Annotated in this window: 26 protein-coding genes; 19 read left to right on the top strand and 7 right to left on the bottom strand. The window is 66.3% G+C overall.

Annotation, left to right across the window (positions count from 1 at the left end):
• The first annotated feature begins 61 nt into the window (after window positions 1-61).
• From coxB to AVE30378_RS13025, 5 genes are all read left to right on the top strand, one after another.
• Complete coding sequence (coxB, locus tag AVE30378_RS13010; protein WP_129241293.1) at window positions 62-1219, top strand: cytochrome c oxidase subunit II; 1158 nt, start codon at window positions 62-64, stop codon at window positions 1217-1219.
• A 105-nt stretch (window positions 1220-1324) separates the two neighbouring features.
• Window positions 1325-2932 (top strand): cytochrome c oxidase subunit I, encoded by a 1608-nt coding sequence (ctaD, locus tag AVE30378_RS13015; protein ID WP_129241294.1) that lies wholly within the window; start codon window positions 1325-1327, stop codon window positions 2930-2932.
• A gap of 31 nt (window positions 2933-2963) precedes the next feature.
• The gene (locus tag AVE30378_RS32845) at window positions 2964-3089 is read left to right on the top strand and encodes a cytochrome oxidase small assembly protein (RefSeq protein WP_042795689.1); all 126 of its coding nucleotides are present in this window, start codon (window positions 2964-2966) and stop codon (window positions 3087-3089) included.
• 9 nt (window positions 3090-3098) lie between these two features.
• On the top strand, window positions 3099-3323 hold the full coding sequence (locus AVE30378_RS13020; protein ID WP_129241295.1) for a DUF2970 domain-containing protein: 225 nt from the start codon (window positions 3099-3101) through the stop codon (window positions 3321-3323).
• A 37-nt stretch (window positions 3324-3360) separates the two neighbouring features.
• Complete coding sequence (locus tag AVE30378_RS13025) at window positions 3361-4236, top strand: cytochrome c oxidase subunit 3 (protein WP_129241296.1); 876 nt, start codon at window positions 3361-3363, stop codon at window positions 4234-4236.
• A gap of 167 nt (window positions 4237-4403) precedes the next feature.
• Here AVE30378_RS13025 and AVE30378_RS13030 read toward each other — a convergent pair whose 3' ends face one another.
• A complete protein-coding gene (locus tag AVE30378_RS13030; RefSeq protein WP_006392373.1) occupies window positions 4404-4604 on the bottom strand; it encodes a twin transmembrane helix small protein in 201 nt (66 codons plus the stop codon).
• 36 nt (window positions 4605-4640) lie between these two features.
• Between AVE30378_RS13030 and AVE30378_RS13035 the strand changes: the two genes are divergently transcribed.
• The 5 genes from AVE30378_RS13035 to AVE30378_RS13055 all read left to right on the top strand — a co-directional run bounded on the left by AVE30378_RS13035 (window position 4641) and on the right by AVE30378_RS13055 (window position 8874).
• Window positions 4641-5453, top strand: a complete 813-nt coding sequence (locus AVE30378_RS13035) for an SURF1 family protein (protein ID WP_129241297.1) — start codon at window positions 4641-4643, stop codon at window positions 5451-5453.
• Between the two features lie 89 nt (window positions 5454-5542).
• Window positions 5543-6124 (top strand): SCO family protein, encoded by a 582-nt coding sequence (locus AVE30378_RS13040; RefSeq protein ID WP_129241451.1) that lies wholly within the window; start codon window positions 5543-5545, stop codon window positions 6122-6124.
• A 185-nt stretch (window positions 6125-6309) separates the two neighbouring features.
• Complete coding sequence (locus AVE30378_RS13045; RefSeq protein ID WP_129241298.1) at window positions 6310-7344, top strand: COX15/CtaA family protein; 1035 nt, start codon at window positions 6310-6312, stop codon at window positions 7342-7344.
• Window positions 7345-7357: 13 nt separating this feature from the next.
• Complete coding sequence (cyoE, locus tag AVE30378_RS13050) at window positions 7358-8251, top strand: heme o synthase (protein ID WP_129241299.1); 894 nt, start codon at window positions 7358-7360, stop codon at window positions 8249-8251.
• A 17-nt stretch (window positions 8252-8268) separates the two neighbouring features.
• The gene (locus AVE30378_RS13055) at window positions 8269-8874 is read left to right on the top strand and encodes an SCO family protein (RefSeq protein ID WP_129241300.1); all 606 of its coding nucleotides are present in this window, start codon (window positions 8269-8271) and stop codon (window positions 8872-8874) included.
• Window positions 8875-8882: 8 nt separating this feature from the next.
• Here AVE30378_RS13055 and AVE30378_RS13060 read toward each other — a convergent pair whose 3' ends face one another.
• Complete coding sequence (locus tag AVE30378_RS13060; protein WP_129241301.1) at window positions 8883-9101, bottom strand: DUF3717 domain-containing protein; 219 nt, start codon at window positions 9099-9101, stop codon at window positions 8883-8885.
• 130 nt (window positions 9102-9231) lie between these two features.
• On the opposite strand from AVE30378_RS13060, the gene AVE30378_RS13065 reads away from it, so the two are divergent.
• From AVE30378_RS13065 to AVE30378_RS13090, 6 genes are all read left to right on the top strand, one after another.
• On the top strand, window positions 9232-9867 hold the full coding sequence (locus tag AVE30378_RS13065) for an outer membrane lipoprotein (protein ID WP_129241302.1): 636 nt from the start codon (window positions 9232-9234) through the stop codon (window positions 9865-9867).
• A gap of 43 nt (window positions 9868-9910) precedes the next feature.
• A complete protein-coding gene (locus tag AVE30378_RS13070) occupies window positions 9911-10654 on the top strand; it encodes a PhaM family polyhydroxyalkanoate granule multifunctional regulatory protein (RefSeq protein ID WP_129241303.1) in 744 nt (247 codons plus the stop codon).
• Between the two features lie 69 nt (window positions 10655-10723).
• On the top strand, window positions 10724-12097 hold the full coding sequence (glmU, locus tag AVE30378_RS13075) for a bifunctional UDP-N-acetylglucosamine diphosphorylase/glucosamine-1-phosphate N-acetyltransferase GlmU (protein WP_129241304.1): 1374 nt from the start codon (window positions 10724-10726) through the stop codon (window positions 12095-12097).
• On the top strand, window positions 12094-13485 hold the full coding sequence (locus tag AVE30378_RS13080) for an MFS transporter (RefSeq protein ID WP_129241305.1): 1392 nt from the start codon (window positions 12094-12096) through the stop codon (window positions 13483-13485). Before glmU ends, AVE30378_RS13080 begins: the two co-directional genes overlap by 4 nt.
• Before the next feature lie 651 nt (window positions 13486-14136).
• On the top strand, window positions 14137-15459 hold the full coding sequence (locus AVE30378_RS13085) for a UDP-glucose dehydrogenase family protein (RefSeq protein WP_129241306.1): 1323 nt from the start codon (window positions 14137-14139) through the stop codon (window positions 15457-15459).
• Window positions 15456-16514: a glycosyltransferase family 4 protein gene (locus tag AVE30378_RS13090; protein ID WP_129241307.1), complete on the top strand. Its 1059-nt coding sequence runs from the start codon at window positions 15456-15458 to the stop codon at window positions 16512-16514. Before AVE30378_RS13085 ends, AVE30378_RS13090 begins: the two co-directional genes overlap by 4 nt.
• An 18-nt stretch (window positions 16515-16532) precedes the next feature.
• Here the strand turns inward: AVE30378_RS13090 and AVE30378_RS13095 are convergent, their stop codons facing one another.
• Window positions 16533-17021, bottom strand: a complete 489-nt coding sequence (locus tag AVE30378_RS13095; RefSeq protein ID WP_129241308.1) for an Lrp/AsnC family transcriptional regulator — start codon at window positions 17019-17021, stop codon at window positions 16533-16535.
• Between the two features lie 151 nt (window positions 17022-17172).
• On the opposite strand from AVE30378_RS13095, the gene glmS reads away from it, so the two are divergent.
• The gene (glmS, locus tag AVE30378_RS13100) at window positions 17173-19005 is read left to right on the top strand and encodes a glutamine--fructose-6-phosphate transaminase (isomerizing) (protein ID WP_129241309.1); all 1833 of its coding nucleotides are present in this window, start codon (window positions 17173-17175) and stop codon (window positions 19003-19005) included.
• A gap of 60 nt (window positions 19006-19065) precedes the next feature.
• Here glmS and AVE30378_RS13105 read toward each other — a convergent pair whose 3' ends face one another.
• Window positions 19066-20442 carry an MmgE/PrpD family protein gene (locus AVE30378_RS13105; protein ID WP_129241310.1) on the bottom strand — a complete coding sequence of 459 codons (1377 nt, stop codon included), beginning with the start codon at window positions 20440-20442 and terminating at the stop codon, window positions 19066-19068.
• A gap of 32 nt (window positions 20443-20474) precedes the next feature.
• The gene (locus AVE30378_RS13110; protein ID WP_129241311.1) at window positions 20475-21470 is read right to left on the bottom strand and encodes a Bug family tripartite tricarboxylate transporter substrate binding protein; all 996 of its coding nucleotides are present in this window, start codon (window positions 21468-21470) and stop codon (window positions 20475-20477) included.
• A 224-nt stretch (window positions 21471-21694) separates the two neighbouring features.
• Between AVE30378_RS13110 and AVE30378_RS13115 the strand changes: the two genes are divergently transcribed.
• Together AVE30378_RS13115 and AVE30378_RS13120 are read left to right on the top strand one after the other, a co-directional pair.
• On the top strand, window positions 21695-22633 hold the full coding sequence (locus AVE30378_RS13115) for a LysR family transcriptional regulator (protein ID WP_165360177.1): 939 nt from the start codon (window positions 21695-21697) through the stop codon (window positions 22631-22633).
• Window positions 22634-22728: 95 nt separating this feature from the next.
• Window positions 22729-23892, top strand: a complete 1164-nt coding sequence (locus tag AVE30378_RS13120; protein ID WP_129241313.1) for an alpha-hydroxy acid oxidase — start codon at window positions 22729-22731, stop codon at window positions 23890-23892.
• Between the two features lie 20 nt (window positions 23893-23912).
• On the opposite strand, the gene AVE30378_RS13125 is transcribed toward AVE30378_RS13120, so the two are convergent.
• The gene (locus AVE30378_RS13125) at window positions 23913-24875 is read right to left on the bottom strand and encodes a Bug family tripartite tricarboxylate transporter substrate binding protein (protein WP_129241314.1); all 963 of its coding nucleotides are present in this window, start codon (window positions 24873-24875) and stop codon (window positions 23913-23915) included.
• Window positions 24876-24922: 47 nt separating this feature from the next.
• A complete protein-coding gene (locus AVE30378_RS13130) occupies window positions 24923-25720 on the bottom strand; it encodes a fumarylacetoacetate hydrolase family protein (protein WP_208742386.1) in 798 nt (265 codons plus the stop codon).
• Window positions 25721-25753: the final 33 nt, after the last annotated feature.

The raw sequence follows: 25753 nt of genomic DNA on the forward strand, positions 1-25753 counted from the left end.
CCCGTTTCCGGTGACTTCCGCCACTAGAGAACGGACCTACGCGCCGTGTTTCGAGGTAAGCATGAAGAAGTGGAGAGGGATACTGGGGGCTTGTGCGATGCTGATTGGCAGCGTGGCGGGTGCTCAGGTGCAAGACATGCCCGGCGGCCCGAAGGTCAATCAGCTCAACCTGCATGAGGGTGTCACGGCGATTTCGCGCGACATCATGTGGCTGCATTGGATGCTGCTCACGATCTGTATCGTGATCTTCATCGGCGTCTTTGGAGTGATGTTCTATTCCATCTGGGCGCACCGCAAGTCCCGCGGCCACAAGGCCGCGACCTTCCATGAACACCTGGGCGTCGAAGTCGCGTGGACGGTCATCCCGTTCATCATCGTCATCGCCATGGCGCTGCCGGCCACCAAGACCGTGGTCGCCATGAAAGACACCTCCAGCGCCGACGTCACCGTGAAAGTCACGGGCTACCAATGGAAGTGGGGCTACGAGTATCTCGACGGCCAGGCCGCCGGCATCAAGTTCCTTTCCACGCTGTCGACCCCGCGCGCGCAGATCGAGAACCGCGAGCCCAAGGGCGAGTTCTACCTGATGGAAGTGGACAACCACCTGGTCGTCCCCGTGAACAAGAAGGTCCGCGTCGTCCTGACCGCCGCCGACGTCATCCACTCCTGGATGATTCCGGACTTCGGCGTGAAGCAGGACGCCATCCCCGGTTTCCTGCGCGATGCCTGGTTCAATGCCGACAAACCCGGCATCTACCGGGGCCAGTGCGCGGAACTTTGCGGCAAGGATCACGCATTCATGCCCATCGTCGTGGAAGTTCTGGCGCAAGCCGACTACGATAAGTGGGTTGAAGACCAAAAGAAGAAGATGGCGGCGAACGCCGACGATCCCAATAAAGAGTGGACGGAAGCCGAACTGGTTGCCCGCGGCGAAAAGGTTTTCGCGGCGAATTGCGTGGCCTGTCACCAGGCCAACGGCAAGGGCATCCCGGGCAGTTTCCCCCCGCTTGACGGAGACAAGGTTGTTCTGGGCCCGAAGGCGGAGCAGATCAACACCGTGCTGAAGGGCAAGCCCGGCACAGCGATGGCGCCATTCGGCGGGCAGCTCAACGATGTCGAGATCGCGGCGGTCATCAGCTATACGCGCCATGCCTGGAGCAATGCGGGCAAGGGGCAGGACCCGACGGTTCTACCGAAGGACGTGGCGGCCGCGCGCTGATTGCGCGCGCCCAGTTCCTCCACCGTTAGAACCGGTTCCGTTTAGTTAGAGATACCCTGCCGGCCCCGTGGATCGGGGGCGGCACTCAGCAGGAAGGAGTCCATCATGAGCAGCGTCACTGTAGACCACGTGTCGCCGGGCCACGGCCACGGTCACGATGACCACCACCACGCCATCCCCACCGGCTGGCGCCGCTGGCTTTTCGCCACGAACCACAAAGACATCGGGACGATGTACCTCATCTTCTCGTTCGTCATGCTGCTGGAAGGCGGCACGCTGGCCTTGCTGCTGCGTACCGAGCTCTTTGAGCCGGGCCTGCAGTTCTTCCGCCCCGAACTCTTCAACCAGTTCACCACCATGCACGGCCTCGTGATGGTGTTCGGCGCGGTCATGCCGGCCTTCGTGGGCTTCGCGAACTGGATGATCCCGATGCAGATCGGCGCGTCCGACATGGCGTTCGCCCGCATGAACAACTTCAGCTTCTGGCTGCTGCCGGTCGCCGCCATCATGCTGACGGCGTCGTTCTTCGTGCCCGGCGGCGCCACCGCGGCCGGCTGGACCCTGTACGCGCCGCTGTCGCTGCAGATGGGCCCCGGCATGGACCTGGCGATCTTCGCGCTGCACATCATGGGCGCCTCGTCCATCATGGGCGCGATCAACATCATCGTGACCGTGCTGAACATGCGCGCGCCCGGCCTGACGCTGATGAAGATGCCGCTGTTCTGCTGGACCTGGCTGATCACCGCCTTCCTGCTGCTGGCCGTGATGCCGGTGCTGGCCGCCGCCATCACCATGGTGCTGACCGACCGCCACTTCGGCACGGGCTTCTTCAACGCCGCCGCCGGCGGCGACCCGGTCCTGTACCAGCACGTGTTCTGGTTCTTCGGGCACCCCGAGGTCTACATCATGATCCTGCCGGCGTTCGGTATCGTGTCGGCCATCGTGCCCGCGTTCGCCCGCAAGAAGCTGTTCGGCTACGCCTCCATGGTCTATGCCACCGCCTCCATCGCCGTGCTGTCCTTCATCGTGTGGGCGCACCACATGTTCACGACGGGCATGCCGGTGACCGGCCAGCTCTACTTCATGTACGCGACCATGCTCATCTCCATTCCCACGGGGGTGAAGGTGTTCAACTGGGTCGCCACCATGTGGCGCGGCTCCATGACGTTCGAGACCCCGATGCTGTTCTCGATCGGCTTCATCTTCGTGTTCACCATGGGCGGCTTCACGGGGCTGATCCTGTCGGTGGCGCCCATCGACATCCAGGTGCACGACACGTACTACGTGGTCGCCCACTTCCACTACGTGCTGGTGGCGGGCTCGCTGTTCGCCCTGTTCGCCGGCGCCTACTACTGGGTGCCCAAGTGGACGGGCCGCATGTACAGCGAAAAGCTGGGCAAGCTGCACTTCTGGTCCACGCTGATTTCGTTCAACGTGACCTTCTTCCCGATGCACTTCCTGGGCCTGGCCGGCATGCCGCGCCGTTATGCCGACTACGCCGGGCAGTTCACGACCTTCCACCAGATGGCCACCATCGGCGCGTTCTGGTTCGGCCTGTCGCAGTTGATCTTCCTGTGGGCGATGATCCGCTGCTACATGGGCAAGGGCGAAGTCGCCTCGGCCAAGCCGTGGGAAGGCGCCGAAGGCCTGGAATGGACGGTGCCGTCGCCCGCGCCCTTCCACACCTTCGAAACCCCGCCCGAAGTGAAGTAAAGACGCCTTTCACGTTTCAGGTAACACAGCAATGACACCCGAGCAGCGCCGCCGCAACAAAATCGCAGGACTGGTCCTGCTGGCTTTCGTCATCGCCGTGTTCGCCTGGACCGTGCTGCGCGGCTCGGCCCTGCTGTCCGGCGTCGCCGTCAACTAGGACGCGGCCATGAGCGACGACCTGCGCCAGACCTCCCAGCGCAAGCTGAGCTTTCTTCAGACCATGAAGGCGGTGGCGTGGGGCTTTTTCGGCGTGCGCAAGGGGTCGGGCCACCGGGAGGATATCGCCAGGCTCAATCCGGTCCACGTGATCGTGGCCGGCCTGCTGGCAGCGGCGCTCTTCGTTACTGTGCTGGTATTAATTGTGCGTTGGGCCGTTTCCAGCCTGACTTGAATCACTTAATCTATAAATCTGTACCAGGGAGAAAGCCATGAGTGCAAGTCACTCGGTTCAAGGTAAAGAGGCACCGTACTACTTTGTGCCCGCCGACTCGGGTCATCCCGTGCGCACGGCTATTGCGCTGCTGTTCATGGGCCTGAGCGCCGCGGGCTGGATCAACGGCGTTAGCTGGGCCAAGTGGTCCCTGCTGGCGGGTTTCATCGGCTTGATCGTGGTGCTGTACTTCTGGTTCGGCGACGCCATCCAGGAATCCGAGGCCGGCCTGAACAGCAAGCGCATCGACGGTTCCTACCGTTGGGGCATGAGCTGGTTCATCTTCTCCGAAGTCATGTTCTTCGCGGCGTTCTTCGGCGCCCTCTGGTACACGCGCACCATCACCACGCCGTGGCTGGGCGACATGGACCACCGGCTGATGCTGTGGCCCGACTTCCAGGCCGTGTGGCCGAACTTCGGCCCGGCGGGCGTGGTCGAGCACTTCCAGACCGTCGGCCCCTTCTGGCTGCCCACGATCAACACCGCGCTGCTGCTGAGCTCCGGCGTCACGCTGACCATCGCCCACCACGCGCTGCGCGAAAACCACCGCGGCAAGACCATCTTCTGGCTGCTGGCCACGGTCGTCCTGGGCTTCGTCTTCGTGGCCTGTCAGGCATACGAGTACCACCACGCCTACACCGAACTGAACCTGAAGTTCAATTCGGGCGCCTACGGCTCGCTGTTCTACATGCTGACCGGCTTCCACGGCTTCCACGTGCTGCTGGGCGCCACCATGCTGACGGTCATCCTGGTCCGCCTGCTCCGCGGGCATTTCACCGCCGACCACCATTTCGGCTTCGAAGGCGCCGCCTGGTACTGGCACTTCGTGGACGTGGTGTGGCTGGGCCTGTACCTGTTCGTCTACTGGTTCTGAGAGGGCGGCACCGGCGGACCCGGCAAAGCCGGATCCGCGGCGCCCTGGATCTGGGGAGACTGTCTTGCGCGGAGCGCAAAGCGCGATAGGAAGCCGGGCGGCAAGCCCGGCGTCCATCGCGCTTTCACATGCTTGCCTGGCGAGGCGGGAACCCCCGCCCCGGATGCCTATCTAAGGCCTGTGCTCTCGATCCAGCCCATGTGGTGGGCGAACAGCACGAACAGGAACAGGGCCACCGATAGTCCGATGCGTACCGTCAGCGCGTTGACCGTGCGGTTGGTGGAGCCCTTGTCCCGCATCAGGTAGACCAGGGCGGATGCCAGGCTGGCCAGAATACCGATAAAGGCCAGGACGACAAAAACGCGCATGGTGGTCTCCGGACAAATCAGAATTATTGAAGAAAGATGGCCAGACCGCATTCAACCCGCTATACGGTAGCCGCACTGCTGCTGCTGGGCGCCGCCGTGATGATCCTGGCGTCGCTGGGGCAATGGCAATTGCGCCGCGGCGACGAGCGACGCGCCATTCTGGCGGCTATCGAGGCCGGCCGCAAGCAGGCGCCGCTGCAATTGGCGCCGGACACGGATCCCGCCGGCATGACCCCCTGGCGCGCCGCGCAGGCCACCGGCGTGTGGCAGCCGCAATTCAGTGTACTGCTGGACAACCGCAACCACGACGGCAAGCCCGGCTATTGGCTGGCCACGCCATTGCTGCTGGATGCCGATGCGCGGCGCGCGGTGCTGGTGCTGCGCGGCTGGCTGCCGCGCGCCCTGCCGGCGCCGGGGCAGGCGCCGGGCCAGGGGCCGGCGCGGCCGTCCCTGCCGGCCGCGCCCGAAGGGCCGCAGACGGCGACGGGCGAACTGTCCTTGCGGGTGCCGCGGCTGTTCGAGATCTGGTCGCTGGGCGGATCGGATCAATCCGCCTTGCCGGCGACGCTGCCGGCGGCGGGCGGCAACGTGCCGCAAGTGCAGAACCTGCCGCTGGACGCCTACGCCAAGGCCACCGGGCTGGTCCTGCTGCCCACGGTGCTGCTGCAATCGGACGGCGGCGCGGACGACGGGCTGGTGCGGGATTGGCCGCAGCCGTCCGTGGATTACCAGCAGAACACGTCTTATGCCGTACAGTGGTTCGCCTTCGCCGGCATTGCCGCCATCGCATGGCTGGCGGTGCTGGGGGGCGCCGTCCGGCGCATGCGGCGCCGCGGGCCCCAGGCCTGATCCGGCGCCCACCCTCAACCCGCAAGACGACAGGATAAAAAGTGGCTCGCGACATCTCTTCTACCCGCCCCGCAGGCAAGCGTTCACTGATGCCCATGCTGCTGGTGTTCCTGTGCTCCCTGGCGCCCATCGTCGGCGCTTTCGTGGTCTACATGAATCCGCAATGGTGGCCCGACGAATCCAGCAACTACGGCGCGCTGGTGAGCCCGCAGCGGCCCATGCCCGCGGCCGGCGACCTGCGCCTGACCACGCTGGACGGCCAGCCCTTCGACCTGCAAAGCCTGAAGGGCAAGTGGCTGCTGGCGGCCGCCGATGGCGGGGCCTGCCCGGAAAGCTGCGCCCGCAAGCTCTTCATCGCCCGCAACAGCCACGCCAGCCAGGGCAAGAACGTGGACCGGCTGGCTCGCGTCTGGTTCATCACGGACGACGCACCGGTGCCGGACAAGGTGCTGGAGGCCTACAAGGGCACGATCATGGTGCGCGCGAATCCCGACCAACTGGCCCGGTTCCTGCTGGCGCGCGACGTCGCCGCCGGACAACCCGGCCTGCAGGACCCGATCTGGGTGATCGATCCGCTGGGCAACCTCATGATGCAGTACCCTGCCGAAGCCGACGGCGTGAAGGTGCGCAAGGACATCAGCAAACTGGTCTATAGCTCAAGGATTGGGTGACCCCCCCCGGAGCGCCTGCGGCGCTTCCCCCCCAGGGGGGCGCCGCAGCACACCGGCGGAGCCGGATCTGCGCGGCCCTGATTGGCGTGGCGGCGTTTGCATGCGGGGGGCTGCCGGTGTGGCGGCGGGGGGCTGCTGGTTTTTCGTGCCGCGGAATTGGCGCGGCAGAGTCATGGTTTATGGAAATGGAACGCATCAAAGCGCGGTATCGCAAACTGGTTTTCTTCACTTGGTTCCTGACGCTGGACCTGATCATGTTCGGCGCCTTCGTGCGCCTGACGGACTCCGGGCTGGGCTGCCCCGACTGGCCGGGCTGCTACGGCAGCGTGACGCCGCTGGGCGCCATGGGTGACATCCACGAAGCGTCCCAGGCCATGCCCTTCGGCCCGGTCACGCTGTCCAAGGCCTGGATCGAGATGATCCACCGCTATGTCGGCTCCATCCTGGGCATGCTGATCATCGGCATCGTGTACATGGCCTGGCGCTATCGCCGCGAACTGGGCCGCTCGCCCGCCCTGGCCGCGACCACCCTGGTGGCCGTCTGCGTGCAGGGCGCGTTCGGCGCCTGGACCGTGACGCACAAACTCATGCCCGCCGTCGTGACCGCGCACCTGGTGTTCGGCCTGTCGGTGCTGGCGCTGATGACCTGGCTGTCCGCGCGCGAACGCCCGCACCTGGCCGTGCCCGCCGCGGCCGCGCGCTGGAAGCCATGGGTGGCCGTGGGCTTCGGCCTGCTGCTGGTGCAGGTGACGCTCGGAGGCTGGGTCAGCACCAACTACGCGGCGCTGGCCTGCATGGATTTCCCGATGTGCCATGGACAATGGGTGCCCGAAATGGACTTCCACGGCGGGTATTCGGTCATACGCGGCCTGGGAGAGCTGCCTTCGGGCGAGATGATTTCCCAGCCGGCGCTCACGGCGATCCACTGGGTGCACCGCAATTTCGCCTTCGTGGTGTTCCTGTACCTGGGCGCGCTGGCCTGGCGGCTGCGGGCCGAGCCCGGGCTGCGCGGCCCCGCCACCCTGATGCTGGCGCTGCTGGCGGCGCAGCTCCTGACGGGACTGACCACGATCTTCTTCCAGTGGCCGCTGCTGATCGCGGTGTTGCACAATGGAGGCGCCGCCGGCCTGACGCTGGCCGCGGTGGTCTTGATGGTGCGTCTGTCCACCGCCGGGCGCGCGCCCGCGGGCGGCTACGGCCCCAATTCGGTGCGCGTTTAAAATAGGGCTCATTATGACCAGTATTGCCGCTCCCCAAACCGGATTGTTCCGCCAGTATTTCGTCCTGACCAAGCCGCGCGTGACGCAACTGGCGGTGTTTTGCGCCGTGATCGGCATGTTCCTGGCCGCACCCGGCATCCCGGACATGCGCCGGGTGCTGTTCGGCACCATCGGCATCTGGCTGCTGGCCGCCGCCGCCTTCGCCATCAACTGCCTGATCGAACAGGAAGTCGACGCCCGCATGCTGCGCACCGCGCGCCGCGCCACGGCGCGCGGCACCATCTCGGCGTTCCAGGTGCTGACCCTGTCGGGCCTGCTGGGCGGGGTGGGCATGTTCGTGCTTTATCGCCTGGTCAATCCCCTGACCATGTGGCTGACTTTCGCCACCTTCGTCGGCTATGCCGTCATCTACACCGTCATCCTCAAGCCGCGCACGCCGCAGAACATCGTCATCGGCGGCCTGTCCGGCGCCATGCCGCCGGCCCTGGGCTGGGCCACGGTGGCGGACTCGGTGCCGGCCGAGGCGTGGATCCTGGTCCTGATCATCTTCATCTGGACGCCGCCGCATTTCTGGGCGCTGGCGCTCTACCGCAACCACGATTACGCCAAGGCCGGGCTGCCCATGCTGCCGGTGACGCACGGCAACCAGTTCACGCGCCTGCACATCCTGCTCTATAGCGTGGCGCTGGTCGCCACCACGCTGCTGCCCTACGCCATCCGCATGAGCGGCGCACTCTACCTGGTCTCGGCCCTGGTGCTGGGCGGGATGTTCGTGTCGTACGCATGGAGGCTGTACCGCGCCTACAGCGACGAACTCGCGCGCAGCATGTTCCGGTTTTCCATTCTTTACCTGGCGCTGCTCTTCGGCGCCCTGCTGGCGGACCATTGGGTCGGCCTGTTGCGCTGATTCCCTGGAGGTTGTCGATGTCCGTGTTTTCCGCCGGCCGCAGGTTGGCCTTGCGCCTGGGCGCAGCCGCCGCCTTCACCGCCGCCCTGGCCGCCTGCGGCGAGAGCGCGCCCGTGTTCAAGGGCAGCGACATCAGCGGCACCCAACTGGGCCGCAGCATGGAGCTGTCCGACTACGACGGCAAGACGCGCCAGTTGTCCGACTTCGCCGGCAAGGTGGTCGTGGTGTTCTTCGGTTTCACGCAGTGTCCGGACGTATGCCCCACGTCGCTGGCCGAACTGACCGAGGTCATGAAGAAGCTGGGGCCGGACGCCGAACGCGTCCAGGTGCTGCTGATCACGGTGGATCCCGAACGCGACACGCCCGAGATCCTCAAGCAATACGTCACCGCCTTCGATCCGCGCTTCCTGGGGCTGACGGGCACGCCGGACCAGGTCAAGAAGGCCGCCGCGTCGTTCAAGGCCTATTACGCCAAGGCGCCCACCAAGGACGGCGGCTACACCATGGACCATACGGCCGCCTTCTACCTGCTGGACGGCAAGGGCGAATCGCGCGTGCTGGCCAACAACAATATCGGCGTCGATGCGCTGGCGCACGACATCCAGGCCCTGCTGAAGCAATAGGGGCGGCGCTATTTGCGCGTGGCGGCCCAGCCGTCCAGCGCGGCGCGCGCCGCGTCGCCGAGTTCGGCGGCGGGGATCTCGCGCCGGTGGGCCATGATCATGAGCGCGTAGGGCGTCGCCAGCGCGGCCGCCTCGGGGCACAGGCGGTGTTCGTCGCCGACGGACGGCGAGACGTTGCGCCAGTAGTTGATCGCCTGTTCGAGCAGGGGCAGGGTGACGGGATCCATGCGCCTATTGTCCACGATTGGCCATCCCTGTCCACCGCGCCCGGGCAGCAAAGAAGCGTCACCATCGCAACATGCCGAAACCGCGCCCGGGTGCTATACCACTGCCGGTTAGTTACGATGGAGCATCGCCATGAGTACCCCTACCCGAATCGAAGCCCCGCGCCGCGCCCTGCATCCGCTGGTCGCGGCCGCGGCAATCGCCGTCATCGTCCTGTGTTCGGTCGGCGTCGCCGCCGTGCTGGGATGGCTGCCCACGCCCTCGGCCAATCCGCATGCCGACGAGCCGGTGGCCGAGGCCGGCCCGGAAGGCGCCAACCTGGCGCCTCTGCCCGCGCCACCCGCCCAGGGCGCGCCGGCCCGGCAGGCGCGCCCTGCGCCGGCTCCCGCCCCTGCGCCCGCGCCCGCGAAGCAGGTTTGCGCCAGTTGCGGCGTGGTCGAGTCGATCCGCCAGGTCCAGGTGCCGGCGAAGGACAATAGCGACCACCTCGTCGGCACCATCGCCGGCGGCGTGGCGGGCGGCGTCGTCGGCAACCAGTTCGGCGGCGGCAACGGCAAGACGGCCCTGACGGTGCTGGGCGCGGTCGGCGGCGCTTTGGCAGGCCGTGAAGTTGAGCGTAATATCAGACAGCAACAAACGGTGACGCACTATGAACTCACCGTGCGCATGAACGACGGCGGCACGCGCCAGTTCCGGAGCGCGCAGCCGTTCGCGTTTGCGTCCGGCGACCACGTGCGAGTGGAGAACAACCAACTGCTGCCGGGATGAGCCCGGCGCGCAAGGCAATCATCTGTCTTTGGGGAGACCAGGAATGAGCGACCAACAAACAAACCCGTTCGTCCTACCCGGCATGGGCCAGCATTCCGACCTGTCCGGCAACCCGCTCCTGGCCAGCATGGAAATGATGCGCCAGGCCTGGGCCGGCCTGACCGGGCCGGGAGGCCTGGCCAGCAGCCTGCCCATGGCGCCCCCGATGAACCTGGAAGACCTGGACCGCCGCATCGCGGAACTGCGCTCGGTGGAAAACTGGCTGCGCATGAACCTGAGCATGCTGTCCAGCACGATCCAGGGCATGGAAGTGCAGCGTTCCACCATCAGCACGCTGCGCGCCTTCGTGGACAGCGCGGCCAATATGGACATCGCCGCCGTGCGGGAAAGCGGCGCGGCGTCGCCGCTGGAAATCGTGCTGGGACTGAAGCCCGCGCCGAAGCCCGAGGCCGCCGCGGCCTCCAGGGCGCCGGAAAACGGCAATGCCAAGGGCCAGGAGGCGGCGGGCGAGCAGCCCGCGGCCGCGCCGGGTATGAGCGAGCAGATGGGCGCCGCGGCGCAATCGGCTTCCAAGGCGTGGTGGGACCTGCTGCAGCAGCAGTTCAACCAGATCGCCGCCGCCACGGCCGCGACCATGCCGGCAGCGGCGGGCGCCGATTCCCCGGCCAAGGCGAAGCCGGCCGATTCCAAGGCCGCGCCCCAGGCCCAGGCGTCCAAGCCGGCGGCCCGCAAGCCCGCCGCCCGTAGCGCCAAGGCCGGCAAGAAAACGGGGCCGGCCGCGGGCTGACCCTCCTCTTTCAATCGATGCCCTGGACGGCCGCAAGGCCGCCGGGCCGTCTTCAATATTCTGGAACTTATGCTTAATGTAGTGATTCTCGCCGCCGGACTGGGCAAGCGCATGCAGTCCGACCTTCCCAAAGTGCTGCACACGCTGGCCGGCAAACCCATGCTGTCCCATGTGCTGGACAGCGCGCGCCAACTCGAGCCGGCGCGCATCGTCGTCGTGGTGGGGCATGGCGCGGATCGCGTCAAGCAGGCTTTCGAAGGCCAGGCCGACCTGCACTTCGCGCTGCAGCAGCCCCAGCAGGGCACCGGCCACGCGGTGCAGCAGGCCGTGCCGCTGCTGCTCGAAGGCGATGGCAAGGACGACGTGACGCTGGTGCTGTATGGCGACGTGCCGCTGGTGCAGCCCGAAACCCTGCGGCGCCTGCTGGAGGCCCGCGGCGACGGCGCCGCCGTGCTGACGGAAGTGCTGGCGGATTCCACCGGCTACGGCCGCATCGTGCGAGACGAGCGCGGCAACGTATGCCGCATCGTCGAACACAAGGACGCCTCGGACGCCGAGCGCGAGATCCGGGAAGTGAACACCGGCATCCTCGGCGCGCCCACCGCGAAGCTGAAGGACTGGCTGTCCCGCATCGACAACAACAACGCCCAGGGCGAGTACTACCTGACCGACACGGTCGGGCTGGCCGTGGCCGATGGCGTGCCGGTGGGCGCGGCGCAGCCCGGCGCGGCCTGGGAAACGCTGGGCGTGAACAGCCGCGTGCAGCAGGCCGAACTGGAACGCCGCTGGCAGGGCGAGCAGGCCCGCCGCCAGCTCGAAGCCGGCGTGACGCTGGCCGACCCGGCGCGCTTCGACGTGCGCGGCTCGCTGACCTGCGGACGCGACGTGTTCATCGACGTAGGCTGCGTGTTCGAAGGCCAGGTGACGCTGGCCGACGGGGTGCGCGTGGGCCCGCATTGCGTGCTGCGCGACGTCAGCGTCGGCCCGGGCACGCACATCGAGGCCTTCAGCCATCTGCAGCAGGCCCGGGTCGGGCGCGACGCGCGCGTCGGCCCCTATGCGCGCCTGCGTCCGGGCGCCGAACTCGGCGACCGCAGCCACGTGGGCAACTTCGTCGAAATCAAGAAGAGCGTGCTGGGCGAGGACAGCAAGGCCAACCACCTGGCCTACATCGGCGACGCCGACATCGGCGCCCGCGTGAACGTGGGCGCGGGCACCATCACCTGCAACTACGACGGCGTGAACAAGCACCGCACCGTCATCGAGGACGATGCCTTCATCGGCTCCGACACGCAACTGGTCGCGCCGGTGCGCGTGGGCCGCGGCGCCACGCTGGGCGCCGGCACCACCCTGACCCGGGACGCGCCCGCCGACAAGCTGACCGTATCGCGTCCCAAGCAACTCACCGTGGACGGTTGGCAGCGCCCGGTCAAGAAATCGTGACGGCGGAGAAAGACCCGGCGCCGGGCGGCGCCGCCAAGCCCGCCGCCCCGCCCGACGGCCTGCCCACGCCCCGGCGGTACTGGGCGGCGGCAACCGTGATGACGGGCATCAGCCTGTCGGTGCTGGACACCACCATCGCCAACGTCGCGCTGCCCACCATCGCGGTCGACCTCAATGCCTCGCCGGCCCAGGCGGTGTGGATCGTCAACGCCTACAACTTGGCCGTGGTGACGATGCTGCTGCCGCTGTCGGCGCTGGCCGAGCGCATCGGCTTTCGCCGCATGTTCACCTTCGGCCTGATGCTGTTCACGCTGGCGTCCCTGGGCTGCGCCCTGGCCGGCTCGCTCTGGCAACTGACGGCGGCGCGGGTGTTCCAGGGGATCGGGGCCGCCACGCTGATGTGCATGTTCGGCGGGCTGGTGCGCAACATCTATCCGCTGAAACTGCTGGGCCGGGGCATCAGCATCAACGCCACCACGGTGGCCGTCATGTCGGTGCTGGGGCCGACCATCGGCTCGGCCATCCTGTCGGTGGCGCCGTGGCCGTGGATCTTCGCGGTCAACCTGCCCATCTGCGTGCTGGCGATGCTGGGCCTGCGCCATCTGCCGGAAGTGCCGCGCAACAACGTGAAGCTCGACTGGATCAGCGCCCTGCTGTGCATGCTCACGCTGGGCGTGTTCATTTCCGGCGTGGACATGATGGGCGCGGACCTGCTGCGCGGCATCGGCCTGGTCGCGATCGCGACGGCGGCCGGCCTGGTGCTGGTGCGCCGGGCCAGCCGGCAACCGATGCCGCTGGTGCCCGTCGACCTGCTGCGCATCCGTCCGCTGGCCTTCGCCGTGGGCGCGTCGGCCTGCACGTTCGCGGCGCAGATGGCGTCCTACGTGTCCCTGCCGTTCTACTTCCAGCAGGTGCTGGGCCGGCCCTACCTGGAAGTGGGCATGCTGATGGGCGCCTGGCCCGTGGGCACCGCCATCATCGCCCCGCTGGCGGGCCGGCTGTCCGACCGCTATTCGGCCGCCACCCTGAGCGGGGCCGGAGCCGCCACGATGGTGGCCGGCATGCTGTGGCTGGCGGTGCTGCCGGCGACCGTGTCCAACTGGCCCGTCATCGCGGGGATGTTCGTGGCCGGCGTGGGCTTCGGGTTCTTCCAGACGCCGAACAACCGGGCCATGCTGTCGGCCGCGCCGCGCTCGCGCAGCGGCGCCGCGGGCGGCCTGCAGGCCACGACCCGGGTATTCGGCCAGAGCTTCGGCACGGCGCTGGTCGCCATCGCCTTCAGCATCAGCCTGGCCCATGGCCCGGGGCTGGCCCTGGTATTGGGAACCATCTGCGCGGGGCTCGCCGTGGTGGTCAATACCGTACGGTTCAGCAAGTTGAAGCCCTAGCCGGGCCTTTGTACCTCGATGCTTGTGTCTGACACCTGCTGAAGTTCCGGTGCTTGTGTCTGACACCCATACGAAATGTTCTTCGGGTCGAGACGGCGCTTCCCGGGTTTCAGACACCCGGCGGCGCTGAAGCAGTCCGTCGAGTCATCTCGTACGGGTGTCTGACACCTGCTGAAGTTCTGGTGGTTGTGTCTGACACCCATACGAAATGTTCTTCGGATTGAGACGGGGCTTCCCGGGTGTCAGACACCCGGCGGCGCTGAAGCAGTCCGTCGAGTCATCTCGTACGGGTGTCTGACACCTGCTGAAGTTCCGGTGCTTGTGTCTGACACCCGTACGAAATGTTCTTCGGATTGAGACGGGGCTTCCCGGGTGTCAGACACCCGGCGGCACTGGAGCAATCCGTCGAGTCATCTCGTACGGGTGTCTGACACCTGCTGAAGTTCTGGTGCTTGTGTCTGACACCCGTACGAAATGTTCTTCGGGCTGAGACGGCGCTTCCCGGGTGTCAGACACCCGGCGGCGCTGAAGCAGTCCGTCCAGTCATCTCGTACGGGTGTCGGACACTGGCCAGAGCCGCTTCTATAATGGCGGCCGGCGCCCGGTTCGGATACCGGGCGCGAGGCTTACCTATTTTTAAGGCGTTCAGGCATGAAGATCACGGTCGTGGGTACCGGTTACGTGGGGTTGGTGTCGGGAGCATGCCTGGCCGACATGGGCAACGACGTCATGTGCCTGGACGTGGACGCGGCGAAGATCGCCCTGCTGCGCCAGGGCGGCATCCCCATCTACGAACCTGGCCTGGAAGACCTGGTGCGCCGCAACGTGCAGGCCGGCCGCCTGCATTTCACCGACGACGTCGAGCAAAGCGTGGCCTTCGGCGACGTGCAGTTCATCGCCGTGGGCACCCCGCCCGGCGAAGACGGCTCGGCCGACCTGCAATACGTGCTGGCCGCCGCCCGGAACATCGCGCGCCACATGACGGCGCGCAAGCTGATCGTGGACAAGTCCACCGTGCCGGTGGGCACGGCCGACAAGGTGCGCGAGGCCGTCGCCCGCGAGCTGGCCGCGCGTGGCGTCGAGATCCCTTTCAGCGTGGCATCCAACCCCGAGTTCCTGAAGGAAGGGGCCGCCATCAACGATTTCATGAGCCCGGACCGGGTCGTGGTCGGCGCGGACGACGATTACACCATCGGTGTCATGCGCCGCATCTACGAACCGTTCCAGCGCACGCACGACCGGCTGATGGTGATGGACGTGCGCTCGGCCGAGCTGACCAAATACGCCGCCAACGCCATGCTGGCCACCCGTATTTCGTTCATGAACGAAATGGCGAACCTGGCCGAGGCGCTGGGCGCGGACATCGAGCAGGTGCGCCGCGGCATCGGCGCCGATCCGCGCATCGGCTACCACTTCCTGTATCCGGGCGCGGGCTACGGCGGCTCCTGCTTCCCCAAGGACGTGCAGGCGCTGGTCAACACTGCTTCGGAGAATTCGCTGCCCATGCGGGTCATCGAGGCCGCCGAGGCCGCCAACCATGCCCAGAAATTCCGCCTGTCCGAAAAGCTGGTCGCCCGCCTTGGCGAAGACCTCAGCGGCCGCAAGATCGCGCTGTGGGGCCTGTCCTTCAAGCCCAATACGGACGATATGCGCGAGGCCCCCAGCCTGACGGCCATCGCCGAACTGACGCGCCGCGGCGCCGAAGTGCGCGCCTACGACCCCGTCGCCATGCACGAGGCCGCCCGCGTGCTGGCCGGCAAGCCCGGCATCAGCTTCGCCAGCGACATGTACGACGCGCTGGACGGCGCGGATGCGCTGCTGATCGCAACAGAATGGAAGGTGTTCCGCGCGCCGGACTTCGACCGCGTCAAGGCCTTGCTCAAGCGGCCGCTGATCATCGACGGCCGCAACCTCTACACGCCGGCCGACGTGCGCGCCCTGGGCTTCGAATACTCCGGCATCGGGCGCGCATGAAAATCCTGCAACTGAACTTCGAGAAAGGCTGGCGCGGGGGCGAACGGCAGACCCTGTACTGCATGCGCGCGTTCCGCAAGGCCGGCCATGACGTCGAAGTGATGTGCCGCGAGGGGGCGCCGCTGGCCGAGCGCGCCCGCCAGGAGGGTTTCGTGACCCATACCTGCCGCAACGTGCCGGGGCAATTGGCCTTCCTGGCCGGCGCGGGCCGATACGACATCGTGCACGCGCAGACCGCCAACACCATCACCTGGGCGGTGCTGACCAAATGGCTGCATCGCCGTCCGGTGGCTTTTTCGCGCCGCACTTCCTTCGTGGTGAAGCCCGGCGACGAATGGAAGACCGGCTACAAGTGGCGCCACGCCGACCTGTTCGTCGCGATCAGCGAGATGGCCGCCAGCGAACCGCGCCGCCTGGGTATCGAGCCCGTCATCATCCGCAGCGCGGTCGAACCGCACGAGATCGACGCCGGGAACGTCGCCAACCTGGTGCGCGAATTCCGCCTGGCCGGCAGGAAGGTCATGGCGACCTCCGCCGCGCTGATCCGCGACAAGGACCCGGTGACGCTGGTGCGCGCCGTCGGCGAACTGGCCAAGACCCGGCGCGATTTCGTGTTCCTGCACTTCGGCGCCGGCGGCGACCGCGAACAGCAGGCCAAGGACGAGGCGCGCAAGCTCGGCATCGAGGACGTCTACCGTTTCGCGGGCTTCCGCAAGGGCGTGGAAGATTTCTACAGCATTCTCGACGTGTTCGTTATGAGTTCTGAGGAAGAGGCCCTGGGCAGCAGCGTGCTGGACGCCTTCCTGCAGCGCGTGCCGGTTGTGTCCACGGATGCCGGCGGGCTCAAGGAGAGCCTGGCCGACGGGCGCGGCGTGCTGTGCGCCGTGGGCGATTACCAGGCCATGGCGCAAGGCATGGCGCGCTGCCTGGACGACGCGCCCTTCCGCCAGGAAATCACCGAGCGCGCCTACGAGTACGTCCGCAACGAGCACGACGTGCAGAAGATGGGCGACCGCTATCTGGCGCAGTTCGAGCGCCTGCTCGCCCGCCGCTGAACGGCGGGCGGCGCGGGCTCAGGCCCGGACGTCTATCCGGGTTTCGAACTTGGCCCGATGCACCGAAAAGAACGTGCGCACATTGCGCACGTTGGCCTGGGCCGTGAACGCCCGATGCACCAGCGCGTGGTAGGCCGGCATGTCCTTCACCTGCGCGATCACCACGAAATCCGGCCCGGGCGACACCCGGTAGCATTGCAACACCGAGCGTTCGGCCAGCATGCTGCGCTCGAACTCGTCCAGGCGTTCCGCCGCCTGCACGTCCAGCGTGATCTCCACGATGGCGGTCAGCGTGCTGCCCAGCTTCCCGGCCGCCAGGATGGCCACCTGCCGGTCGATCACGCCTTCTTCCACCAGCCGCCGGACCCGCCGCAGGCAGGTCGGCGGCGACGCGTGCACCCGCTGGGCGAGGTCCTGATTGGTCAGCGAGCTGTCTTCTTGTAACTGTTCAAGAATGCGCCGGTCCAGATCATCCAATTCCGGCAGCGGAATCGAGGTGTTCTGCATGATTTATTTCATTAGAGTGAATTTGAAGAAAGATTATTTAATCACAATTATGTAAGGGAATTAATTTACATATATGGCCGGATAAAGAAATCAAATTTCTTTGCGGGACGAGCACAATGCGTCGGTACACGAACTTCCCGGAGCACTCCCTATGTGCGGCATTGTTGGCGCCGTCGCCCAGCGCGACATCACCCCGATCCTGGTTGAAGGCCTGAAGCGCCTGGAATACCGCGGCTACGATTCCTGCGGCGTCGCCGTCTACGCCGACGGCCACCTGCGCCGCACGCGCAGCACGCAGCGCGTGGCCGAACTGGCCGAACAGGTCGCGCAGGACAAGCTGCAGGGCTTCACCGGCATCGCCCACACCCGCTGGGCCACCCACGGCGTGCCCGCCACTCACAACGCCCATCCGCACTTCTCGCGCCTGGGCAACGACGAACCGCGCGTTGCGCTGGTCCACAACGGCATCATCGAGAATCACGACGAGCTGCGCGCCGAACTCCAGGCCGCGGGCTACGTCTTCGAAAGCCAGACCGACACCGAAGTCATCGCGCACCTGGTCAACCACCTGTACGCCGGCGACCTGTTCGAAGCCGTGCAGAATGCCGTGCGCCGCCTGCACGGCGCCTACGCCATCGCCGTGTTCTGCCGCGACGAACCGCACCGCGTCGTGGGCGCGCGCCAGGGCTCGCCGCTGGTGGTGGGCGTGGGCCAGAACGAGAACTTCCTGGCCTCCGACGCGCTGGCCCTGGCCGGCACCACCGACCAGATCATCTACCTGGAAGACGGCGACGTCGTCGACCTGCAACTCTCGCGCGTCTGGATCGTGGACGCCAGCGGCAAGAACGTGGACCGCGAGGTGCACACCGTGCACGTGCACACCGGCGCGGCCGAACTCGGCCCCTACCGCCACTACATGCAGAAGGAAATCTTCGAACAGCCGCGCGCGGTGGGCGACACGCTACAGGACATCGAGTCCATCACGCCGGAACTGTTCGGCGACGGCGCCTACAAGATCTTCAAGGACATCGATTCCCTGCTGATCCTGGCCTGCGGCACCAGCTACTACGCCGGCCTGACGGCCAAATACTGGATCGAATCCATCGCCAAGATCCCGGTGGCCGTGGAAATCGCCAGCGAATACCGCTACCGCGACAGCGTGCCCAACCCGCGTTCGCTGGTGGTCACCATTTCGCAGTCCGGCGAAACCGCCGATACGCTGGCGGCGCTGAAGCACGCCCGGTCGCTGGGCATGGAAAACACGCTGACCATCTGCAACGTGTCCACCAGCGCCATGGTGCGCGAGTGCAAGCTGTCGTACATCACGCGCGCCGGCGTCGAAATCGGCGTGGCGTCCACCAAGGCCTTCACCACGCAACTGACCGCCCTGTTCCTGCTCACGCTGGCGCTGGCGCAGGTGCGCGGCCGCCTGACCGAAGAACAGGAAGCCGAACACCTGAAGGCGCTGCGCCACCTGCCCGTGGCCATCGGTTCGGTGCTGGCGCTGGAACCCCAGATCATGGCCTGGGCCGACCGCTTCGCGTCCAAGGAAAACGCCCTGTTCCTGGGCCGCGGCATGCACTACCCGATCGCCCTGGAAGGCGCGCTCAAGCTCAAGGAAATCAGCTACATCCACGCCGAAGCCTACCCGGCCGGCGAACTCAAGCACGGTCCGCTGGCGCTGGTGACCGAACACATGCCCGTCGTCACCATCGCGCCCAAGGACGAACTGCTGGAGAAGCTGAAGTCCAACATGCAGGAAGTGCGCGCCCGCGGCGGCGAACTCTACGTGTTCGCGGACGCCGACAGCAAGATCCAGAGCGCCGAAGGCATGCACGTGATCCGCATGCCCGAGAACTACGGCAAGCTCTCGCCCATCCTGCACACGATTCCGCTACAGCTACTGTCCTACCACACGGCCTGCGCCCGCGGCACCGACGTGGACAAGCCGCGCAACCTGGCCAAGAGCGTGACGGTGGAGTAAGGGCGCGGTCCGCGCGGGCCAAATAGCGTCGTCCCTGATGCCGGGCCGCCCCGCCTGGCATCACGGGCTGCATGTTTCAAGCAGCGCGCTCACCGTCTCGGCCTGATGCAGGTTTCGAATGGCGGACTTCAGGCGGGTATATCGCATCTCGCCGTCGCGCCATGGCCATTCGGGGATCAGGCCGGAAAGCTGCCGGTCGGTCTCTTCCCACGAAAAGGCGAAGCGCGATAGTTCGGTCAGACTGGCCGACAGCGTAGGTCCGGCGCGCAACGTCACGCTCAGGGCAGCCCCCCAGTCGGGGATCGCGGGGTCGCCGGTGATGGTGATGCGCTCGCTGAAGTCATGGATATCGCCGGGACCGTACAGCGCATCGAAATCCCGGGTTCGCAGCGTGCCATTGCACAGGCCTGCCGCCAGCATGAAGGGGCCGCTCATGATCGCGCCGGTGGGCGTGTCGAAGGGGCCGCGGCGGGCGATGCCAGGATAGGCCGCGTTGCGTTCCGACAGGGCCACGGTGACGGCTGCGACATTGCCGGGGGTGAAACCGTGTTCGCGTTGCATGGATAGCAGCAGGAACAGCGGGGCCTGATTGATCAGGCAACCGGGAAGGGGCTTGAACACGACCTCCTGCGTGCGCCAGACCCACGGAGCGGGCAGCGCTGGCGGCGGGGGCAATGGCGACATGCCGGCAAAGGCGCGATAAAAGCCGCTTTCGCCTTCCAACGCGTGGCGGGCGCTGGTGTAGCCGCCGCGAGCCAGCGCCGCGCAACTGATGCCGGCGCGGGCCGCGTTGGCAACCTGGATACGCCATTCGGGGCTGCCTTCGGCCCAGCATTGCATGGTGCCCGCGCTGTGCTGCGTGGCCAGACCCAATGCATGTGCTGTCTGCGCGGCGTCCAGGGACATCATGCGGGCGGCGGCGGCGGTCGATGCGAAGACGCCGAATGCCGAGGTGGCGCGCAGGCCGCGCTTCAGTATCGACGCGGCATAGCCCGCAGCGACGGCATGCAGCGTTTCATACGCGGCCGCCAGCGCGGCCAGCACGAGCTTTCCATCGGTACGTTGCTGTTGCGCCAGCGCAAGCGCCACAGGGATGGCGATGCAGCCCGGGTGCGCGTACAGGTCGGAGTACGTGTCGTTCTGCCCGCGGGAACACATGCGCAGTGCGTTGACGTAGGCTGCGTCGGCAGCGGAACGCAGATGTCCGGACACCAGCGTGCTGGCGTCGCCCGGCGAGTCGTTGGCCGTCAGGGCGGCGCGTTCCAGCGTGTCGATGCCGGACGCGGTGACGGCCATGACCAGGCCATACAGCAGGCAGGTCTGCAATTTCTCTCGGACCGCCGGTGGGATGTCGTCGTATTCCAGGCCGGCGATTCGCGCACCCAGGATCTCGGTGTAGCTCGGGGTGTCGCGGTCAGTTTCTCGGATGTCTGTCATGGCGGGGGGAATGGGCAGGAGGTTCGGCCGGTTTACGGGATGACGATGCCGCGGGTCTTGATCAGGGCGCCGATGCGCTCATGTTCGCCCTGCAGGAAAGTGGTGAATTCACTGGCGCTGCCGCCCGCCAGCTCAATGCCGAATTCCTTGGCGCGGTCGTGCACGATGGGGCTGGACAGCGCCTTGTTCAATTGCGCGTTCAGGGTGTTCACGGTCTGGTCCGGCGTTTCCGCGGGCACCAGCACGCCGTACCAGGTGCCGGACCGAAAGCCGTCCAGGCCGGCGTCCGTGGAGGTGGGCAATTCCTTCCAATCCGGCAGGGGTTCGGCGTTGCCGACCATCAGCGCCTTCAAGCGGCCTTCCTGCACCATTGCCCGCGTGGCGGGAGCATCGAACACGGCATCGACATGGCCGCCCGCCAGCGCGGGCACGAACGCGCTGGACCCCGCCATGGGCACGTTCACGATCTTGATGCCGGTCATGGCGGCGAATTGCTCGGCGGCGATGTGAGGGCTGCTGCCGATTCCCGACGACGCGAATGTCACGCCGTTGGGATTGGCGCGCGCCCAGGCAATGAACGATTTGATGTCATTGACTGGAATGGACGAGCGGATATACAGCACGGTAGGCTGCCAGCCCACGTACATGACCGGCTTGAAGCGGGCGCTGTCGAAGGCCGGACCGCCATCCTTGAATTGCAACGTGGTGTAAGGCAGGCCCGTGAACAACATCAGGCGGCCATCGCGCGCCGAGTCCTGCGCGACATAGCGCGTGCCGATCAACGTGCCCGCGCCGACTTTGTTCATGGGTGTAACGGGCGCGCCGATCTGCTGCGAAAACGCTTCGGTCAATGAACGCGCCATCAGGTCCAGCGACCCGCCCGCCGCGATGGGAATGATCATTTCATAGTGGCGCTGCGCCTCACTGCGGCTGCTGGGAAGCCAGGTCAGGATCGCGCAGAAACAGGCCAGCACGATACGGAAAAAGCCAAATCGGGACGGGCGCATCGCCCGTGGGAATGCGTTCATGGTTGTCTCCTGCGACACGAGGCATTAGTAGCTTTATGGTTGTCGCCGTATTCTGCGGCCAGCTTGTCCGGGTATCCAATCAGATCCTTCTATAAGTAGGCATAAACACGATGTATGGCTGTAAGCGAGGCAACCGCGGACAGTTGTACTGGCGCGCAGCGCGCGGTATGTTCGCGCAACGAGGCCCCGCAGGGTCCAGCACAAAAAAACGAAGGGAGACACGAGTGCGCAGCATCAATCTTGCGAATTTGGAAACGGCGTTCTGGATTGCGCGACTGGGTAGTTTCACGGCGGCCGCCGAACGCCTGTACACCACCCAACCCGCGATTTCGGCGCGGATGCGCGAACTGGAAGCCGCGCTGGGCGTAAAGCTGTTCATGCGAGTCGGCCGCGGGGTGGAAATGACGCTGGAAGGCCGCAAGTTCCTTCAGGACGCCGAACCCATATTCCAGCAACTGGAAACCCTGGCCGCATCGGTCAGCTCCGGCTATACCGCGAGCGGCATGGTGCGAATCGGCGCCGGCAACATCTCCATGAGCTGGTTTCCCGCGATGATCCGGGAACTGCAGCGCACCATGCCAGAACTTACCTACGACGTGGAAATCGACCTGGCCGGCAAGACGCTGCAAAAGCTCGAAGCCAGCAAGCTGGACGTGGCGATCGTCGCGGGGCCCATCACCGCCGAAAAGCTGTCGGCCACCCGCCTCGGCTACGACCGCATGGTCTGGGTGGCGTCGCCGCAGTTCCTGGAACAGAACTGGAATGGCAGCCTGCGTGAATTCCTGCGCGCCACGCCGATCTGGTGCGTGCAGCGCGAGTCGTTCTACTGGCTGGATGCCATGCGCGTGATCGTGGATAGCGGAGGCAATCCCCGGCATTTCCACGGGATCAGCAACATGGCGGCCGCGCGGCAGATCGTGCTGGGGTCGGGCGGCATAGGCTGCCTGTCGTCGACCATGATTCGCGACGATCTGGACAGTGGATCCTTGATACCCATTCCCGAACTGGAGCAGGGGGGCTGGGTCGAGTTTTCGGTGGCCTGTGTGGCCGAAGCGCGCTCGTCCCATATCATTTCCCAGATCATGGACGCGGCGCAGGCCGCTTCGACCCTGGCGCGCACACCGGGTGAGGTCAGCCGCGGGCGGGGTTATGGGTCGCCATAAAAAAAGGTGATTTTTGCCAAAGCAAAGCGGGCGATAGAGTGAGACCAGCATGCCGGCCCTTTCGTCCGGCAGATCAGGCACCGGGTGCATCATTCATGTCATTTGATTCCGCTTTTGGCTATAACTTCGACGATTTGCGGGCGTTGGCCAAGCGCCGGCTACCGCACGGCCTGTTCGAATTCGTGGACAGGGGAACCGAAGACGACCTCACCATCCGCAATAACTTCGATGCCTTTCGGCGCATCCAGTTGTTTCCGCGTCCGTTGGTGGATGTCTCGAAACGGTCATTGACGATGAGCTTGTTCGGCAAGGAATACCCCATGCCGGTCTGCCTGGCGCCTACGGGCGCCGCGGGGCTGCTGTGGCATGAAGGCGAGGTGGCCGCGGCAGCGGCCGCGGCCGCTTTCGGCATTCCGTACTCCATGTCTACCGGGTCGATAACCTCGATCGAGAAGGTCGCGGAAAAGGCCGGCGGCGAATTGTGGTTCCAGTTGTACTTGTGGCCGGACCCGGCCATGTCGCTTGAACTGGTAAGGCGGGCTCGCGACGCCGGCTACAAGGCGCTGATCGTGACCATCGATACCACCGTTACGCCGAACCGGGAATTCAACTATCGCAACGGGTTCACGGTGCCCATGAAGCTGACGCGGCGAAACGTGGCGGATGCGATGCGCCGCCCGCGCTGGGCATTCGGCGTCATGGGGCGCTATCTGATGTCGGGCGGCATGCCGAGATTTCACAACCTGCCCAGCGCATTGCAGCGCAAAATGACCGACACGCGCAAGGCCGGACTGATGCCGAAGAACGACAGCCTGACCTGGGACGACTTGAAGCGACTGCGCGACATGTGGGACGGCCCGCTGATCGTCAAGGGAATCCTGCACCCCGACGACGCCTGCGCCGCTGTGCAGGCCGGCGCCGACGGCATCGTGGTGTCGAATCATGGCGGGCGCGTGCTGGACAATGCGCCCGCCTCCATCGAAATGCTGCCGGATGTGCGGCAGGCCGTCGGGTCGCGCACCGTGGTCCTGCTGGACAGCGGTATCCGGCGCGGCAGCGACGTGGTCAAGGCGATTGCGCTGGGGGCGGATGCCGTCATGGTGGGACGGATGGCCATGTGGGGCACGGCCGTGGGCGGCCAGCGCGGCGTCGCGCATGCGCTGACCCTGTTGCGCGACGAAATCGACCGCGTCATGGCGTTCACGGGGTGCACGAGCATGGCGGACCTGAATCGCGCCTGCTGCGCACGGCTCCCCTGAGCGCCCGCGCCCGGCGGGATTCAACGCGCCGCGCGTGCCTGGCTGGCGCCAAACTCCTTCAATGCCGTCAGGTCGCGGCGGACCAGGCCGCGCAGGGCCCGGCCGTCCGCGGCCTGCACGAAGACGCCCGTCGCCGCGATCTTGCCCTGCACCTGTGACTCTCCCAGCACTTGCAGCAGACCGTGTTCCAACGCCGCGGCCACCGGCGCGGGCAGACCCGGCGGACCCCATATGGCGGCCCATACCGGCACGGCAAACCCGGGATAGCCTGCCTCGGCGCTGGACGGCACATTTGGCAAGCTGGCCACGCGCTCGTTGCCCAGCACGGCCAGCACCTTCAGTTTGTCGTTCTTCAGGTAGCCGTCGATGGGCCCCACGCCCAGGTCGACGCGACCCGCGGCCACGTCCATGGCCATGGGCGCCAGGCCTTTGTAGGGGATGTGATTCAGCTTGAGCTTGCCTTCGCGTTCCAGCAGCAAGGCGGCGACCTCGTAGATGGTCGCAGGCCCGGAAGTGCCGAAATTCAGATCCGATTTCTGCGCCTTGGCATAGGCCACCAGTTCCTGCAGCGTATTGGCGGGCAGGTCGCTGCGCGCGAACAGCACGAACGGCGCATAGCCCACGATTGCCAGCGGGGTGAAGTCGCGCTCGGGATCGTAGGGCGTGTCGGGCAACATCAGCGGGGCCACCACGTGGGTGGATCCGGTTCCGAAGAACACGGTGTAGCCATCGGCGGGCGCGCGCGCCACGGCCGCGGCGCCTATGGTGCCGGAGGCGCCGGTCTTGTTCTCGACCACCACCGGTTGTTTCCATAGCGACGACAACCCTTCGGCGATGACGCGCGCCGAGGTGTCGCTGGCGCCGCCGGGGGGCGTGGAGACCACGATCCTGACGGGCGCGGCCGGAAAGGTCTGGGCGGCGGATGCGCCCGCCGCGGCGCACAACAGCATGGCGCCCAGCATCAGTGATTTACAGGTGGACATAGCGTGTCTCCTTGGCCGCTCGCTGTGGATATGCGGCGGCGCCAGCGTTAGATAATGCGGGTTTCCAGGACGCCGATCTGGTCCACGCCTGCATGGACGATGTCGCCGGGCTTCAGGAAGTACGGTCGGGGATCCGGCTTGCGATGCACTGCCACCCCATCGGGCGTGCCGCTGCTGATGATGTCTCCGGCCTCCAGCCCGACCCGCGACCAGAACGCCACCAGTTCGTCGAACTGGAAGATCAGATCGGTGCAATCCGACTGCTGTCGCAGCTCTCCGTTCACCTTGAGCCATAGACGCAAGGCGGTGGGATCGGGGACTTCATCGGCCGTCAGTATGCAAGGCCCCAAGGGGCCAAATCCGGGAAAGTTCTTGCCCATCATGACCAGCAGGTTGCGCATTTCGGCGAATTGCCATTCACGCGCCGACAGGTCGTTCATGATGGTGTAGCCGAAGATCGCCTGCTTCGCCTGGCCGCGCGTGGCGTTCAGCAGGTCCCGGCCCACGATGACGGCGACTTCGGCTTCGTAATCCATCTGCTCGACATCGTCTGGCCGTTCGACTTGGGCCCGGTGTCCGACCAGGTTCCTGCCCAGCTTGATGAAGCCGGTGGGAAAGTCGATCTGGAAGCCGGCGCCGGCCTCTGGATTGCCCCTGATGCTTTCAAGCCGGTGGGCCCCGAAGTTGCGGCCCGCGGCAATGCATGAGCGCGGCGGCACCGGCGTCAGCCAGGTCACGTCGTCCTCGCCATGGAACCAGGCGGGATCGGCGCCGCGTTCGGCGCGTTCTTGCGCCTGCCTCAGCGCATCCAGTCCGGCCGGGCCGGCATGAATGGCTCCCATCATGGTTCTGGGCGCATCGTGGCCGGGCAGGGCGGA

The organism is Achromobacter veterisilvae (assembly GCF_900496975.1).
Classification (GTDB): domain Bacteria; phylum Pseudomonadota; class Gammaproteobacteria; order Burkholderiales; family Burkholderiaceae_B; genus Achromobacter; species Achromobacter veterisilvae.

Excerpts from the sequence above, each read along its gene's own strand:
- coxB (WP_129241293.1), top strand. The coding sequence starts at position 62 with ATGAAGAAGTGGAGAGGGATACTGGGGGCTTGTGCGATGCTGATTGGC.
- ctaD (WP_129241294.1), top strand. The coding sequence starts at position 1,325 with ATGAGCAGCGTCACTGTAGACCACGTGTCGCCGGGCCACGGCCACGGT.
- AVE30378_RS32845 (WP_042795689.1), top strand. The coding sequence starts at position 2,964 with ATGACACCCGAGCAGCGCCGCCGCAACAAAATCGCAGGACTGGTCCTG.
- AVE30378_RS13020 (WP_129241295.1), top strand. The coding sequence starts at position 3,099 with ATGAGCGACGACCTGCGCCAGACCTCCCAGCGCAAGCTGAGCTTTCTT.
- AVE30378_RS13025 (WP_129241296.1), top strand. The coding sequence starts at position 3,361 with ATGAGTGCAAGTCACTCGGTTCAAGGTAAAGAGGCACCGTACTACTTT.
- AVE30378_RS13030 (WP_006392373.1), bottom strand. The coding sequence starts at position 4,604 with ATGCGCGTTTTTGTCGTCCTGGCCTTTATCGGTATTCTGGCCAGCCTG.
- AVE30378_RS13035 (WP_129241297.1), top strand. The coding sequence starts at position 4,641 with ATGGCCAGACCGCATTCAACCCGCTATACGGTAGCCGCACTGCTGCTG.
- AVE30378_RS13040 (WP_129241451.1), top strand. The coding sequence starts at position 5,543 with ATGCCCATGCTGCTGGTGTTCCTGTGCTCCCTGGCGCCCATCGTCGGC.
- AVE30378_RS13045 (WP_129241298.1), top strand. The coding sequence starts at position 6,310 with ATGGAACGCATCAAAGCGCGGTATCGCAAACTGGTTTTCTTCACTTGG.
- cyoE (WP_129241299.1), top strand. The coding sequence starts at position 7,358 with ATGACCAGTATTGCCGCTCCCCAAACCGGATTGTTCCGCCAGTATTTC.
- AVE30378_RS13055 (WP_129241300.1), top strand. The coding sequence starts at position 8,269 with ATGTCCGTGTTTTCCGCCGGCCGCAGGTTGGCCTTGCGCCTGGGCGCA.
- AVE30378_RS13060 (WP_129241301.1), bottom strand. The coding sequence starts at position 9,101 with ATGGATCCCGTCACCCTGCCCCTGCTCGAACAGGCGATCAACTACTGG.
- AVE30378_RS13065 (WP_129241302.1), top strand. The coding sequence starts at position 9,232 with ATGAGTACCCCTACCCGAATCGAAGCCCCGCGCCGCGCCCTGCATCCG.
- AVE30378_RS13070 (WP_129241303.1), top strand. The coding sequence starts at position 9,911 with ATGAGCGACCAACAAACAAACCCGTTCGTCCTACCCGGCATGGGCCAG.
- glmU (WP_129241304.1), top strand. The coding sequence starts at position 10,724 with ATGCTTAATGTAGTGATTCTCGCCGCCGGACTGGGCAAGCGCATGCAG.
- AVE30378_RS13085 (WP_129241306.1), top strand. The coding sequence starts at position 14,137 with ATGAAGATCACGGTCGTGGGTACCGGTTACGTGGGGTTGGTGTCGGGA.
- AVE30378_RS13090 (WP_129241307.1), top strand. The coding sequence starts at position 15,456 with ATGAAAATCCTGCAACTGAACTTCGAGAAAGGCTGGCGCGGGGGCGAA.
- AVE30378_RS13095 (WP_129241308.1), bottom strand. The coding sequence starts at position 17,021 with ATGCAGAACACCTCGATTCCGCTGCCGGAATTGGATGATCTGGACCGG.
- glmS (WP_129241309.1), top strand. The coding sequence starts at position 17,173 with ATGTGCGGCATTGTTGGCGCCGTCGCCCAGCGCGACATCACCCCGATC.
- AVE30378_RS13105 (WP_129241310.1), bottom strand. The coding sequence starts at position 20,442 with ATGACAGACATCCGAGAAACTGACCGCGACACCCCGAGCTACACCGAG.
- AVE30378_RS13110 (WP_129241311.1), bottom strand. The coding sequence starts at position 21,470 with ATGAACGCATTCCCACGGGCGATGCGCCCGTCCCGATTTGGCTTTTTC.
- AVE30378_RS13120 (WP_129241313.1), top strand. The coding sequence starts at position 22,729 with ATGTCATTTGATTCCGCTTTTGGCTATAACTTCGACGATTTGCGGGCG.
- AVE30378_RS13125 (WP_129241314.1), bottom strand. The coding sequence starts at position 24,875 with ATGTCCACCTGTAAATCACTGATGCTGGGCGCCATGCTGTTGTGCGCC.
- AVE30378_RS13130 (WP_208742386.1), bottom strand. The coding sequence starts at position 25,720 with ATGATGGGAGCCATTCATGCCGGCCCGGCCGGACTGGATGCGCTGAGG.